The organism is Salinifilum ghardaiensis (genome assembly GCF_054491345.1).
In genome coordinates this window covers 2,797,328-2,811,963 of sequence record NZ_CM137101.1, presented here as the reverse complement: position 1 = coordinate 2,811,963, position 14,636 = coordinate 2,797,328, and the positions used below count along the sequence as shown (strand labels likewise).

Genomic DNA, 14,636 nt, shown 5'->3' with positions numbered 1-14,636 from the left:
TCGCCCGTGGCGGCGTGCGGTTCCCCCGCCACCGCAGGATGTCCGCAGCGGCGCGGTGCTGAAACGGGAAGCCGGCACCGGAACGGGACGACCGGCCCCGGAGCGCGGACCGTCGCCGGAACGCGGCCGCGCGGAACCGGCCCGCGACGCGCGGAGGGGCGGGCCCACCTGCGGTGGACCCGCCCCTCGTCCTCGCTGCGGCGCCTCGTCAGCGCTGCGGGATCCGTCCTCGCTGCGGGGCCGGGACCGTCACGCGGCCGGGGCCGCCCTGGTGGTGGTCGTGACGGTCAGCTCCCCGTCGGCGGCGTCCACCACCACGCGAGTGCCCGCGTCGAGCTCGTCGTCCAGCAGCAGGTCGCTGATCCGGTCGTCGACCTGCCGCTCGATCGTCCGGCGCAGCGGCCGGGCACCGAACTCGGGCTGGTAGCCGCGCTCGGCGATCCAGTCGACCGCGGCATCGCTGAACTCGACGTCGATGTCGCGCTCCGCCAGGCGCTGCACGGTCCGGTCCAGCAGCATCCGGGTGATCGTCCGCAGCTGCTCACCGGTGAGCTGGCGGAAGACCACGACCTCGGTGATCCGGTTGAGGAACTCCGGGCGGAACTCCTCCCGCAGGCGCGGCATGATCCGCTCCGCGAAGTCGTCCTCCCGGCTCTCGCCGGTCTTGAAGCCGATCGCACCCGACTTGCTGGACACGATGTCCGCGCCGAGGTTGCTGGTCATGATCAGCACCGTGTTGCTGAAGTCCACGGTCCGGCCCTGACCGTCGGTCATCCGCCCGTCCTCGAGCACCTGCAGCAGCGTGTTGAACACGTCCGGGTGCGCCTTCTCGATCTCGTCGAGCAGGACCACCGAGTACGGGTTGCGCCGCACGGACTCGGTCAGCTCACCGGCCTCGCCGTGGCCGACGTAGCCCGGGGGCGCACCCACGAGCCGGCTGGCCGTGTGCTTCTCCTGGAACTCGCTCATGTCCAGCCGGACCATGCGCTTGGCGTCGCCGAACAGCGCGGCCGCCAGGGCCTTGGCCAGCTCGGTCTTGCCGACGCCGGTCGGGCCCAGGAACATGAAGCTGCCGATGGGGCGACTCGGTTCGCCGAGACCGCTGCGGGAGCGCCGCACGGCGCGGGCCAGGGCGCGCACCGCGTCGTCCTGGCCGACGACCCGCTGGTGCAGCTCGGTCTCGAGGTTGCGGAGCCGCTCCTTCTCGGCCGTGGTCATCTGGCTGACCGGCACGCCGGTCGAGCGCGAGATCACTTCCGCGATGTCCTCGCGGGTGACCTCCACCTCCGCGCGAGCCTCACCGGACTCGGAGGACAGCTGGTCGAGCTCGGTCTGCGCAGCGTTGATCTCGTCGCGCAGCCCGGAGGCCCGCTCGTAGTCCTCCTCGGCGACGGCCGCGTCCTTCTGCTGCTCCAGCGTCCCGATGCGCTGCCGCAGCTGGCCGACCCGGCTGGTCGGCGCGGCCGTGGCCAGGCGCTTGCGGGCACCGGCCTGGTCGAGCAGGTCGATGGCCTTGTCCGGCAGGTTCCGGTCGGTCAGGTACTGGTCGGACAGCCGCACCGCCGCGTCCAGGGCGTCCTCGCTGTAGCGGATGCCGTGATGCTCGGCGTAGCGGTCCTGCAGTCCGCGCAGGATCCCGATCGCGTCGTCCGTGCTCGGCTCGCCCACGCGCACCGGCTGGAACCGGCGCTCGAGCGCCGCGTCCTTCTCGATGTTCTTGCGGTACTCGTCCTGCGTGGTCGCACCGACGACGTGCAGCTCGCCGCGGGACAGCCGGGGCTTGAGCATGTTGCCGGCGTCGACGGCGCCCTCGGCGCCCCCGGCCCCGACGACCGTGTGCAGCTCGTCGATGAACACGATCAGGTTGTCCTGCTCGGTGATCTCGTCGATGACCTTGGTCATCCGCTCCTCGAAGTCACCGCGGTAGCGGGTGCCGGCCAGCATGCCGGACAGGTCGAGCTGGACCACGCGCTTGCCGGACAGCGCGTCCGGCACCTCGCTGTCGACGATGCGCTGGGCCAGGCCCTCGACCACCGCCGTCTTGCCGACACCGGCCTCGCCGACGAGCACCGGGTTGTTCTTCGTGCGCCGCGACAGGATCTCGATGGTCTCCTCGATCTCCTGACCGCGCCCGATCACCGGGTCGAGCTCGCCACCGCGCGCGCGGGCGGTCAGATCGGTGCCGTACTGGTCCAGCGTCGGCGTCTCGCTGCTCTGCTGGGCCTGCTCATCGGTCTGCTGCGGTGCCTGCGCCGCGGAGCGCACCGTCTCCGGGTTCGCGCCGGCACCGTTGAGCAGCCGGCCCGGCTCGGAGTCGCTGCTCGCGGACATGGCCAGCAGCACGTGCGTCGGGGCGATGTAGGTCGAGCCCAGCGTCCGGGCGACGCGGTGGGCGTCGGCCAGCACCGTCTTCGCGGCGGGGGTCAGCGAGACCTCGGCTTCGGCCTCGTCGCCCCCGGCCTGCGCGGCCGGCGGCAGGTTGGAGCGGATCGTCTCGGCGAACGCGGAGACGTCCACCCCGGCCTGGCGCAACACCCCGGCGGTGGGCTGCTGCTGCGTCACGGCCCACAGCAGGTGCAGCGCGTCCAGCTCGGACTGGCCGCGCTCGCGGGCGAAGCGGGCGGCTTCGGCGAGCAGCTGCTGGGTCTGCTCGGTCATGAGGTCGGTCAGGTTGACGCGCCGCCCCTCGTCACCGCCGCTCGGGCCGCCGCCCTGCGGTCCGAAGAAGCGGGCGAAGTACTCGTCGAACGGCCCCTGGCCGAACCCCGCGGGTCCGAAGAAGGTCGGCATGGTCTCCTCCTCGCAAGGGCGGACTGAGCCTCATTGCCAGGCTTCGCCGCCATCTCGTTGAGTCTGCTGTTATCAAGCAACGTTAGCGCATGCTCCTGCATTCCGTGAGGGGGTGATCATGACGAGGGTCACAGCGGGGGTGGGTGGAGGTCCCCGCTCCGCCCGGCAGCTCCGCGGGCAACCGGGCACCTCTCCTCGCGCGCAGGTCGCTCAGCGGCACCCGCGGTACGGCCCGAGGAGCACCGGGCCGCTCGGAGGGGATCGGAGCGGGCGGGTGGTGAGCACGCGCGACGTTGCTGCCGGGAGGCCGGCTCCGCCGAGCCGGCCGGTGCACCCGGCGATCCGCCCCGCACAACTCCGCGCGGGCGGGGGCGTATTCCCGCCGCGGAGGTGGGTGGTGCGGCGGGCCGCGCGCACGTGCGGAGGGCGCGGGACGGGGAGGCGCCGGTGCGCAGCACCCCGCCCGCGCGGAGCCCGCGCGGAGGAGCCCGCCCGCGGGGAACGCGGCCCCGAGGCGGAGGTGGTGCGGAGGTCGCGCTCGCAGGGCGGCGGGTCCGGGCAGCCGCGGCAGCGCGGCCTCCCGGCACCCGTGATCACCGGCGCGCGCGATCACGGGTGCGGCGGCGCCCTGGCACACTGTGGCCATGACGGAGCAGCCGGCACACGATCCCGCCTGCGCGGTGGCCCACGGCGACGGCGCGCAGGAGCACTCCGACCGCGAGCTCGTCGCGGTGTTCGCCTCCCCGGTCGCCGAGCGCCTGCTGCGCTACGCCGCCGACGCGGGCTTCCGCGTGCACCTGCTGGAACCGGACGCCGCCCGCGCGGAAGGGCTCCGCGGGTCCGGCGTCCCGGTGCTGTCCGCGGCCGGGGGGTGGAGCTCCACCACCGACGTCGTGGTGACCGACCACCACCGCGCGGAGCTCGGTCCGCTGCTGCGCGACGTGCTCGCCGGGCCCGTGCGGTGGATCGGTGTCATGGGCAATCCGCGGCACGAGGGCCCGCACGTGCGGGCGCTGCGCGAGCTCGGCGTGGCGGAGGAGGACATCGCCCGGGTGCATCGCCCGATCGGGCTGGACATCGGTTCGCGCGCCCCGGCGGAGATCGCGATCGCGACCGTGGCCGGGCTGCTGGCCGACCGCAACGGTCGCGCCGGGGGTTTCCACCGGTGACGGCATGAGCAGGAACTCGGCGCACAAGATCGAGAGCACGAACGCGCCGCCGCGCAACACGCGCCCGCGCAACCGGCGGGCGCTGATCACCGCGGCCGCGGCCGAGCTGTTCCACCGGTGGGGCTACGCCCAGGTGTCGATGAGCGACATCGCCGAAGCCGTCGGGGTCCGCTCCTCGGCGCTGTACCGCCACTTCGCGGGCAAGCAGCACCTGCTGACCGAGGTCGTGCTCGACGAGATGCGCCCGCTGCGCGCGGGCGCCGAACGCCTCGCGGTCTCCGACGTGGAGCCCGTCGTGGCGGAACTGGCCACGCAGGCGCTCGACCACCGGCAGCTCGGCGTGCTCTGGCAGCGGGAAGCGCGGCACCTGCCCGCGGCGCAGCGGGAGGCGCTCCGCGACGAGCTGCGCGGCGTCGCCCGGGCGCTGGAGCGCGTGGCCCGGGCCCGCCGCCCCGAGCTCAGCCGCGAGGACGCGTGGTTCCGCGCGTGGTGCCTGTTCAGCGTGCTGACCAGCCCGTCCTACCACCGCGCCGAGCTGCCGCGCGGGCAGTTCGAGCACCTGCTGCGGGCGATGCTCGCGGTCGTGCTCGACCAACCCCCGCGCCGCTTCGCCCGTCCGGACGTTCGCGCGGGACCGCAGCGGTCCGCCTCCGTGCCAGCCCGCGCCTCGCGCCGCCGGCTCGTGCTCTCGGCGGCCACGCGGCTGTTCTCCGAGTGCGGCTACACCCAGGTCACCATCGAGGACGTCGGCGCGGCGGCCGGCATGTCGGGGCCGAGCCTGTACAACTACTTCGCCAGCAAGCAGGAGCTGCTCAGCACGGTGATCATGCGCGGTTCGGCGTGGCTCGAGGTGGAGCTGGAGCGCACGCTCGCGCGCCACCCGGACCCCGCGGACGCCCTGCGGGCGCTGCAGCGCACCTACACCGACTTCGCCTTCGACCACGGCCGGTTCATCGACATCCTCGTCAGCGAGGTCCACCACCTGCCGGACGACCAGCGGCACCGCGCGCGCCAGACGCAGCACGCCTACGTGGCCGAGTGGGTCGGGCTGCTCTGCGAGGCGCGGCCGGGACTGGACGCCGCGCGGGCGCGGGTGCTCGTGCAGGCGGCGCTGACCCTGGCCAACGATCTCGCGCGCACGGGTGCCGCGCGCCACCTCGCGGCCCTCGATGCGACGGCCGCCGCGCTGATGCTGGCCGCGGCCGCCGATGATCCGCCAGCGGAGGCGTGGTGAGCTAGCGCTCATTCACTTATGCCGAGAAACAGCTGGGCACCACCGCCATCACGGACAGTGTCGTCTAGGATGGACTCACTTGGAAATTGACCGCGGCGCGCCCGGCGGGCTAGTCTCCCGCGGGGCGCGCCGCGCCCGGACCTCGCGGAATCCGGGGTATCCCCACCTGCGGCGAGCGCGCCCCGGCAGCGCCGGGGTGCGCGCTCCCGGGGAAGCGCGGGACGCCGGGGCGAGGCGGACAGCAGGGAACAAGGACTGGGTTGGTTGATGAGCAGCGCGACGGAACCGGTCGGTGAGCCACCGGTCGACACGCCCGACATCCACACGACGGCGGGCAAGCTGGCGGACCTCTACCGCCGCAACGACGAAGCCGTGCACGCCGGATCCGAGCGCGCGGTGGAGAAGCAGCACGCCAAGGGCAAGAAGACCGCGCGGGAACGCATCGACGTGCTGCTGGACCCCGGCTCGTTCATCGAGATGGACGAGCACGCGCGGCACCGGTGCACCAACTTCGGCATGGAGGAGTACCGCCCCTACGGCGACGGCGTCGTCACCGGCTACGGGACGATCGACGGGCGCCAGGTGTGCGTGTACTCGCAGGACTTCACCGTCTTCGGCGGCAGCCTCGGCGAGGTGCTCGGCGAGAAGATCGTCAAGGTCATGGACCTGGCGCTGAAGACCGGGTGCCCGCTGATCGGCATCAACGACTCCGGCGGAGCGCGCATCCAGGAGGGCGTGGCCTCGCTCGGGCTCTACGCGGAGATCTTCAAGCGCAACACGCACGCCTCCGGCGTGATCCCGCAGATCTCGCTGATCATGGGGCCGTGCGCCGGGGGCGCGGTCTACTCGCCGGCGATCACCGACTTCACGGTCATGGTCGACCAGACCTCGCACATGTTCATCACCGGTCCGGACGTCATCAAGACCGTCACCGGCGAGGACGTGAGCTTCGAGGAGCTCGGCGGCGCGCGCACGCACAACTCGACCTCCGGCAACGCGCACTACCTGGCCTCGGACGAGGACGACGCCGTCGCCTACGTCAAGGAGCTGCTGTCGTTCCTGCCGGAGAACAACCTCGCCGAGCCGCCCGTCTTCGACGGACCGGCCGAGGCCGGCGCGGTCGTCGAGTCGCTGACCGACTCCGACCGCGAGCTGGACGCGCTCGTCCCGGACTCGCCGAACCAGCCCTACGACATGCACGAGGTGATCTCCCGCGTCGTCGACGACGGGGAGTTCCTCGAGACGAGTCCGCTGTTCGCGCAGAACATGATCGTCGGGTTCGGACGCGTCGAGGGCCGCTCCGTCGGCATCGTCGCCAACCAGCCCACCCAGCTGGCGGGCACGCTCGACATCGAGGCCAGCGAGAAGGCGGCCCGGTTCGTCCGCACGTGCGACGCCTTCAACATCCCCGTGCTGACCTTCGTGGACGTGCCCGGTTTCCTGCCCGGCACCGACCAGGAGTTCAACGGCATCATCCGCCGCGGCGCCAAACTGCTGTACGCCTACGCCGAGGCCACGGTTCCGCTCGTGACGGTGATCACTCGGAAGGCTTACGGTGGGGCGTACGACGTGATGGGGTCCAAGCACCTCGGCGCCGACCTCAACTTCGCGTGGCCGACCGCGGAGATCGCGGTGATGGGTGCGCAGGGCGCGGTGAACATCCTGCACCGCCGGCAGCTGTCCGAGGCCGCCGAGAACGGGCGGGACGTGGAAGCCGAGCGCGCGCGGTTGCAGCAGGAGTACGAGGACACGCTGTGCAACCCGTACCAGGCGGCGGAGCGCGGGTACGTGGACTCGGTCATCCCGCCGTCCTACACCCGCGGCTACGTCGCCCGCGGTCTGCGCATGCTGCGCACGAAGCGGGACGACCGGCCGGCCAGGAAGCACGGCAACATTCCGCTGTGAGCCGGAGGGAATCGATGGCCGACAACGACACCGGCGCCGGTGCCGGGGACGGTGCGCACCGCCCCGAGCTGCGGGTGGTGCGCGGCAACCCGGACGACGCCGAGATCGCCGCGCTGGTCGCCGCGCTCAGCGGTGCCGCCGCCGGCTCCGCGGCCGCGCCGGAGACCGGTCCGGAGCGGTTGAACCGGTGGGGCGCGCGGGACACCCAACTGCGGTGGCCGCACGGCCGGCGGCCGCTGCGCCCGGGCCCGGACGGCTGGCGCGCCTCCGCGCTGCCGCGGTGAGAACGCCGACCGGGCGGGGAGGCACGTGCTGATGGATCGAACGACACTCCGGCGTCGCGCCGGGAACAAGAGGAGTGGACCACTGTGGACGTGACGCCGATCAACAAGGTGCTGGTCGCCAACCGCGGTGAGATCGCGGTGCGCGTGATCCGGGCGTGCGCCGACGAGGGCATCACCTCCGTCGCCGTGTACGCCGAGCCGGACGCCGACGCCCCGTTCGTCCGCCTGGCCGACGAGGCGTTCGCCCTGGGCGGTGCCACGGCCGGGGAGAGCTACCTGAACATCGACAAGATCGTCGAGACCGCGCGGCGCAGCGGTGCCGACGCGGTGCACCCCGGCTACGGCTTCCTGTCCGAGAACGCCGACTTCGCCCAGGCGGTGCAGGACGCGGAGCTGATCTGGATCGGTCCCTCGCCGCAGGCCATCCGCGACCTCGGCGACAAGGTCACCGCTCGGCACATCGCCACCCGCGCGGGCGCTCCGCTGGTGCCGGGCACCTCGGACCCGGTCGCCGGCTCGGACGAGGTCGTCGCCTTCGCCGAGGAGCACGGCCTGCCCGTCGCGATCAAGGCCGCGTTCGGCGGTGGCGGCCGCGGTCTCAAGGTCGCCCGCACGGTGGAGGAGATCCCGGAGCTGTTCTCCTCCGCGGTGCGCGAGGCCGAGGGCTCCTTCGGCCGCGGGGAGTGCTTCGTGGAGCGCTACCTCGACCGGCCGCGGCACGTCGAGGCCCAGGTCGTGGCCGATCAGCACGGCAACGTCGTGGTCGCCGGCACCCGCGACTGCTCGCTGCAGCGGCGGCACCAGAAGCTCGTCGAGGAGGCACCGGCGCCGTTCCTCACCGACGACCAGCGGCACACCATCCACGAGGCGGCGCGGGGGATCTGCCGCGAGGCCGGCTACCACGGTGCGGGCACCGTCGAGTTCCTCGTCGGCGAAGACGGCACGATCTCCTTCCTCGAGGTCAACACGCGGCTGCAGGTCGAGCACCCGGTCACCGAGGAGACCACCGGGCTGGACCTGGTGCGCGAGCAGTTCCGCATCGCCAGCGGCGAGAAGCTGCACATCACCCACGACCCCGCGCCCACCGGGCACTCCATCGAGTTCCGGATCAACGGCGAGGACGCCGGGCGGAACTTCCTGCCCACACCGGGCACCGTCACCGCCTTCCACGCGCCCGCGGGACCGGGCGTGCGCCTGGACGCCGGGGTGGAGAGCGGCAGCGTCGTCGGTGGCCAGTTCGACTCGATGCTGGCCAAGCTCATCGTCACCGGCGCCAACCGGCTGCAGGCGATCGAGCGCTCCCGCCGGGCGCTGGCCGAGATGCGGGTCGAGGGCCTGGCCACGGTCGTGCCGTTCCACCGCGCCGTGCTGCGCGACCCGGCGTTCACGGCCGTCGAGGGCTTCACGGCGCACACCCGCTGGATCGAGACCGAGTGGGAGAACACCATCGAGCCGCACGCCGGCGGGGCCGAGGTGGTCGAGCCGGAGGAGCGGCAGACGATCACCGTCGAAGTCGGCGGTCGGCGCCTCGAGGTGTCCCTGCCCGCCGAGTTCGCCGCACCCGCGCCCGCGGCGGCCAAGCAGGCGGCCAAGCCGCGCAAGCGCTCCGCGAGCAAGGCGTCCAGTGCCGTCTCGGGTGACGCCGTGACCGCGCCGATGCAGGGCACGGTCGTCAAGGCCGCCGTGGCGGACGGCGACGAGGTGGCCACCGGTGATCTCGTGGTCGTGCTCGAGGCGATGAAGATGGAGAACCCGGTGACCGCGCACAAGGACGGCACCGTCAGCGGGCTCACCGCGCAGGCCGGGGACTCCGTCTCCCAGGGCACGGTGCTCTGCGAGATCAACTGACCCGCACCCGCTCCACCGTTCGGAGTGTGACCGCACCCCGCGCGGACGGGGCGCGTCCACCGCGGACGTGCGACGCGCCGTCGGACTGAGCCGTTCGGCGGCGCGTCGGGCGCGGCTGGACGTCCGTGACGCCCCGCGGTCTTCCACCGACACCTCCGCGGGATCTCCCGCATCCTCCGCGGGCTCCTCCCCGCAGCCACTGTGGACCGGAGATCGGCCGCCGGGAACCGCGGCGGGACCGAACCCGCGTTCGGCCGGGTGCGGTCGGGCCCGCCCCGAGATCCCGTGGCCCCGGTCGCTTCCGCACCCGCGGCGCGTGGCCCACCGACCGGGGGAGCGCTCCTCGCCAGCGGGCGAGGCCGATGCCGCCGTGATAGGACAGTGATGTCGAACAGATACGCATCGTCACCACGTCGATGCGGTGAGTCGACATCAGGCGGTGAAACGTTGTTCGGCAACACGGCACGGCATTGCGAGGGAGCCGGGTGCGCGTGCGCATCGTGCGACGCGTACGCGTCCGGCCGCTTATTACACATCTGACTCCGCGGGACACGACCGCCGGTGGGGCGGTTCTGGCTGTGAGCCGGACCGTCCCGTTCGGTGGCCCGTGCCGCGATCGACACCTCCTCCCGCGGTTCGCGCGCTTGCGGCAGCGGTGCGGCGGACCAATACTCACCCGGTGCGTGCTCTTTCGAAAATCATTCGTCCTCGGTGGGGTTCCCGAGGACGACCCCGTGCCGCAGGGCCGCCGCACCGGCCCCCGGCAGTGCCGGAGACCCGGCCGCGTGCGCACACCGAGGCGCCCCTGCGGCGGAGACGGCGCGCACGCAGGGTGCTCTCCGCGCTGCGGGAGGCGTGATGTCCGACTCCGGTCAGGACCATGCCGCTGCCATCGCGGCGGCGGTCCTCTACAAGGGATCCCGGTCCTCCTCCGCACGACCAGCGGACGCTCCGGAGCGGTTCCGGTGGCAGTTCGGCGTGCTCAGCCCTTCGGACGCGGTGGGGCGCGACGTCGGCGAGGACGCGACGATGGTCACCGACTGCCTCGTGGTGGACGAACCCGCGGCGGAACTGCGGGTGCGGCTGCGCTTCCTGCAGCTGCAGGACCGCGGTGTCGAACAGCTCGTCTCCGCGCACGAGCAGCCCCCGGAATTCGCGCCGGTCGCCGAACTCGACCGCGGTGCATGTCTGAGCGGGCGCGAAGAAGTCGAGCACGACATCCACGTGGTCACCCGCGAACTCGGCGAGCTGGGGGAGAGGCCGGTGGACCAGCTGCTGCGCGTGCCCGGCACGCGGCAGTTCGCCCCCCTGCACAGCGATCGCGGGTCCCAGCGCGGTCGCGTCGTGCGCACGCGCCAGCCCGTGGACGCCCGGCTGCGCGTCACCCCCGGGAGGCGCTCCCGCGGAGTGCGGAAGCTGCGGTTCGAACTGGTCAACACGACGGTGTCCAGTGGGGACGCTCACGACCGGGTGCAGCGCGCAGCGCGCGAGCGCGCGCTGCACCGCTCGCTGCTCAGCCCGCACCTGCTGCTGTCGGTGACGCGCGGACGGTTCCTGTCCGTGCTCGATCCGCCGGAGTGGGCCGGGGAGCTCGCTAGTGAGTGCGTCCACCGTCGACTGTGGCCGGTGCTTACCGGGGACCACGGCGATGACCGGTCGGTGCTGGCCTCGCCGGTGATCCTGCACGACCGACCGCGCGTGTCCGCCCGCCACGGGCGGTGGCAGCTCCCGGAAGTCACCGAGGAGCGCGACATCCCCGCGCAGCGCCGCACCAGTTGACGCGGCGGAGCGTCCGCAGTGGATCGCAGTGGAGGGATGCGGATCAGGGCAGGAACTTGTCCGGGGTGAGCGGCAGGTCCCGCACGCGCCGCCCGGTCGCGTGGTACGTCGCGTTGAGCACCGCGGCGGGTGCGCCGACGATGCCGATCTCACCGATCCCCTTGGACCCCATGGGGTTGACGTGCGGATCCTCCTCGTCGAGCCACTCGGCGCCGATGTCGCCCACGTCCGCGTTCGCGGCCACGTGGTACTGCGCGAAGTCCCGGTTGACCACGTGCCCGAACCGCGCGTCCAGCACGCCTTCCTCGTGCAGCGCCATGGACACGCCCATCACCATTCCGCCGAGGAACTGGGAGCGCGCCGTGCGCGGGTTGACGATGCGGCCGGCGGCGAAGACGCCGAGTATGCGCGGCACGCGCACCTGCCCGGTCCGCGCGTGCACCCGCGCCTCGGCGAACTGCGCCCCGAACGCGCTCATCGCGTGCTGCCGCTTGTCCGGGTTCCCGGCCGCGCTCGCCGCGGCCTCCGCTCCCTCGGGAGGGTCGGACCCGTACCGCTCGCGGAACTCCTCGGCCGCGGCGGCCACGGCGGTTCCCCAGCTCGTCGTGCCCGAGGAGCCTCCGGCCACCGTCGCGAACGGCAGTGCTGTGTCGCCGATGTGCAGCTCCACCACCTCGACGTCGACGCCGAGCGCATCGGCCGCGATCTGGCGCAGCGACGTCCACGCCCCCGTACCGAGGTCCACTGCACCGATGCGCACGAGGTAGCCCTCCGGGGTGCGGGTGATCGCCGCCGTCGACCCCGGGATGCGGTGCGTGGGGTACATCGAGGCGGCCACCCCGGTGCCGATGAGCCAGTCCCCCTCGCGGCGGGTGCCCGGTGCGGGATCGCGCCCGTACCAGCCGAACCGCTCCGCCCCGCGCCGCAGGCAGGCGACCAGGTTGCGGCTGGAGAACGGCTTGCCGGTGCTCGGGTCCACCGCGGTGTCGTTGCGCACCCGCAGCTCCACCGGGTCGAGTCCGCAGGCGGTGGCGAGCTCGTCCACGGCGACCTCGCCGGCGAACATGCCGGGGCACTCGCCCGGCGCCCGCATCCACGACGGGACCGGCACGTCCAGCGCGGCCAGCCGGTGCGTGGTCCGGCGGTGCGGTGCGGCGTAGACGCTGCGCGTGGACACCGCGCTCTGCTCGGAGAACTCCTTGATGCGCGCGGTCTGCTCCACCGAGTCGTGCACGATCACCGACAGGCGCCCCTCGCGGTCGGCACCGAGCCGCAGGCGCTGCACCGTGGGGGAGCGGTAACCGGTCAACCCGAACATCTCCTGCCGCGACACGGCGTACTTGACGGGGCGGTGCTCCTCCACCAGCCACGTCGCCATCGCCGCCAGGACGACGTTCGCGTGCGGCAGCCCCTTGCACCCGAACCCCCCGCCGACGTGCGGGCAGACGACGTGGATGTCGTCGGGGTCGATCCCGAGCACCCGCGCCACCGTCTCGCGCACGGGGTGGACTCCCTGGGTGGAGTCGTGCAGGGTGAGCTTCGCGCCGTCGCGCACGGCCACGGTCGCGTGCGGTTCCATCGGGTTGTTGAACTCGGGCGGCGTCCGGTACGTGGCGTCCACTGTGATCGGTGCTGTTGCGAGGGCCCCGTCCGGATCTCCGGTCTCGGCGTCCGCGGGGGAGGAGGGCGTCACGTCGGTCGGAGCTCGCAGGTCGGTGCGGTCCGGTGCGAAGTGCGCGTCGTGCTCGTCCTGCTCGTACCGCACGGGGATCTCCGCCGCGGCGTGCCGCGCGACCTCCGGGGATTCGGCGAGCACCGCCCCGATGAGCTGCCCGCGGAAGTGCACCTCGGGCGACTGCAGGATCGCCAGTTCGGCGTCCTCGCCCGGTGCGGGGGGCGCGTTCTCGTGCGTGAGCACCGCGAGCACACCGGGCCGCCGCACCGCGGCGGCGTCGATGCCGCGGACGCGCCCGCGAGCGATCGTCGACCGCAGCGGGGCGAGGTAGCACGGTGCGTGCGTACCGTGCTCGTGGGCGTACGGGGCACGTCCGGTGACCTTCGCGATGCCGTCCTCGCGGCGCCGGTCGGTGCCCATGGCGCGGGCGGTGAGGTTCTCGGTCACAACGCCTCCTGCTGCGCGGCGAGGTCCACGAGCGCACCCGTCACGGCTCCGCGCACCATCGGAACCTTGAACTCGTTGCCCGCCAGCGGCTCCGCGTGCGCGAGCTCGGCCTCGGCGGCGGCGCGGAAGCGGTCTTCGGTCGCCCACGCGCCGCGCAGCGCCTCCTCGGCCTGCGCGGCGCGCCACGGCTTGTGCGCCACCCCGCCCAGGGCGATGCGCACTTCGTCGACCCGGCCACCGCGCAGCCGCAACACCGCCGCCACGGACACGAGGGCGAAGGCGTACGAAGCGCGGTCGCGCACTTTGCGGTACGTCGAGTGCACCGCGGCCGGCAGCGGTGGTAGCTCCACGGCGGTGATGAGCTCGCCGTGCTCGGCGACCGTGTCGCGCTGCGGCTCCTGCCCGGGAAGCCGGTGGAAATCACCGCAGCCCACGTGGCGCTGCCCCCGCGGTCCGCGCAGCAGCACCTCCGCGTCCAGCGCGCACAGCGCCACCGCCATGTCCGAGGGGTGCACCGCCACGCACTCCCGGGAGGCGCCGAAGACGGCGTGGTAGCGCGTCCACCCGCCGAGCGCCGAGCACCCGGAACCGGGCTCGCGCTTGTTGCACGGCGTGCTCGTGTCCTGGAAGTAGGCGCAGCGGGTCCGCTGCATGAGGTTGCCGCCGGTCGTGGCGAGGTTGCGCAGCTGGCCCGAGGCGCCGGACAGCAGGGCCTGCGACAGCACCGGGTAGCGCCGCCGCACCGCTTGCTCGGCGGCCAGATCGCTGTTGCGCACGTTCGCGCCGATCACGAGACCGCCGTCCGCGCGCTCGTCCACGGTGTCGAGCGCGAGTCCGGTGATGTCCACGAGCTTCTCGGGGACCGCGACGCCGAGCTTGAGGTGGTCGACGAGGTTCGTGCCGCCGGCGAGGAACGCGGCCCCTGGGCTACCGGACACGGTGGCGATCGCCTCGTCGGTGTCGGTGGCGCGCTGGTAGTCGAACGGAATCACGGGCGTACCTCGCGGATCGCTGCGACGATGTTGGCGTAGGCACCGCACCGGCAGAGGTTGCCGCTCATCCGCTCGCGGATCTCCGCGTCGTCGAGCTCACCGGCGCGGGCGTCGTCGGTGGTGGCCGCGCTCGGCCGGCCCTCCCGGGCCTCGGCGAGCATGCCCACCGCCGAGCAGATCTGCCCCGGTGTGCAGTAGCCGCACTGGAAGGCGTCGTGGTCGAGGAACGCCTCCTGCACCGGGTGCAGCCCGCCGGCGGCCAGCCCCTCGGCCGTGGTGAACCGGACGTGCTGGTTGGCCACCGCCAGCGACAGGCAGGTGGTGACGCGGCGACCGTCGGCCAGCACGGTGCACGCGCCGCACTGCCCGTGGTCGCACCCCTTCTTCGGGCTGGTGCTGCCGAGCTGCTCCCGCAGCGCGTCGAGCACCGTGGTGCGCGTGTCCACCGTGAGCCGGTGCTGCTGCCCGTCGACGTGCAGCGTGATCTCCGCCTCCATCGGCAGTTCCTCCGCT

The 14,636-nt window shown here is 73.1% G+C and carries 10 protein-coding genes; 6 read left to right on the top strand and 4 right to left on the bottom strand.

Features of this window, described 5'->3' with window-relative positions:
- Positions 1-249 precede the first annotated feature (249 nt).
- The gene (locus tag ACVGV0_RS12870) at positions 250-2,790 is read right to left on the bottom strand and encodes an ATP-dependent Clp protease ATP-binding subunit (RefSeq protein ID WP_459155911.1); all 2,541 of its coding nucleotides are present in this window, start codon (positions 2,788-2,790) and stop codon (positions 250-252) included.
- A gap of 644 nt (positions 2,791-3,434) precedes the next feature.
- Here ACVGV0_RS12870 and ACVGV0_RS12865 point away from each other — a divergent pair.
- The 6 genes from ACVGV0_RS12865 to ACVGV0_RS12840 all read left to right on the top strand — a co-directional run bounded on the left by ACVGV0_RS12865 (position 3,435) and on the right by ACVGV0_RS12840 (position 11,009).
- The gene (locus tag ACVGV0_RS12865; protein ID WP_459155910.1) at positions 3,435-3,959 is read left to right on the top strand and encodes an XdhC family protein; all 525 of its coding nucleotides are present in this window, start codon (positions 3,435-3,437) and stop codon (positions 3,957-3,959) included.
- Between the two features lie 4 nt (positions 3,960-3,963).
- Positions 3,964-5,193 carry a TetR/AcrR family transcriptional regulator gene (locus ACVGV0_RS12860; RefSeq protein ID WP_459155909.1) on the top strand — a complete coding sequence of 410 codons (1,230 nt, stop codon included), beginning with the start codon at positions 3,964-3,966 and terminating at the stop codon, positions 5,191-5,193.
- Between the two features lie 267 nt (positions 5,194-5,460).
- Positions 5,461-7,098, top strand: a complete 1,638-nt coding sequence (locus ACVGV0_RS12855; protein ID WP_459155908.1) for an acyl-CoA carboxylase subunit beta — start codon at positions 5,461-5,463, stop codon at positions 7,096-7,098.
- 14 nt (positions 7,099-7,112) lie between these two features.
- Positions 7,113-7,382, top strand: a complete 270-nt coding sequence (locus ACVGV0_RS12850; protein WP_459155907.1) for an acyl-CoA carboxylase epsilon subunit — start codon at positions 7,113-7,115, stop codon at positions 7,380-7,382.
- Positions 7,383-7,466: 84 nt separating this feature from the next.
- Positions 7,467-9,230, top strand: coding sequence for an acetyl/propionyl/methylcrotonyl-CoA carboxylase subunit alpha (locus tag ACVGV0_RS12845; protein WP_459155906.1), 1,764 nt, complete (start codon positions 7,467-7,469; stop codon positions 9,228-9,230).
- Between the two features lie 858 nt (positions 9,231-10,088).
- Positions 10,089-11,009 carry a hypothetical protein gene (locus tag ACVGV0_RS12840; protein ID WP_459155905.1) on the top strand — a complete coding sequence of 307 codons (921 nt, stop codon included), beginning with the start codon at positions 10,089-10,091 and terminating at the stop codon, positions 11,007-11,009.
- A 43-nt stretch (positions 11,010-11,052) separates the two neighbouring features.
- Here ACVGV0_RS12840 and ACVGV0_RS12835 read toward each other — a convergent pair whose 3' ends face one another.
- From ACVGV0_RS12835 to ACVGV0_RS12825, 3 genes are read right to left on the bottom strand one after another with little or no spacing between them, the layout of a single operon-like run.
- Entirely contained in the window at positions 11,053-13,131 is a 2,079-nt protein-coding gene (locus ACVGV0_RS12835) for a xanthine dehydrogenase family protein molybdopterin-binding subunit (protein ID WP_459155904.1), read from the bottom strand.
- On the bottom strand, positions 13,128-14,123 hold the full coding sequence (locus ACVGV0_RS12830) for an FAD binding domain-containing protein (RefSeq protein WP_459155903.1): 996 nt from the start codon (positions 14,121-14,123) through the stop codon (positions 13,128-13,130). The genes ACVGV0_RS12835 and ACVGV0_RS12830 overlap by 4 nt, the downstream gene beginning before the upstream one ends.
- On the bottom strand, positions 14,120-14,620 hold the full coding sequence (locus tag ACVGV0_RS12825; RefSeq protein WP_459155902.1) for a 2Fe-2S iron-sulfur cluster-binding protein: 501 nt from the start codon (positions 14,618-14,620) through the stop codon (positions 14,120-14,122). The genes ACVGV0_RS12830 and ACVGV0_RS12825 overlap by 4 nt, the downstream gene beginning before the upstream one ends.
- Positions 14,621-14,636 lie beyond the last annotated feature (16 nt).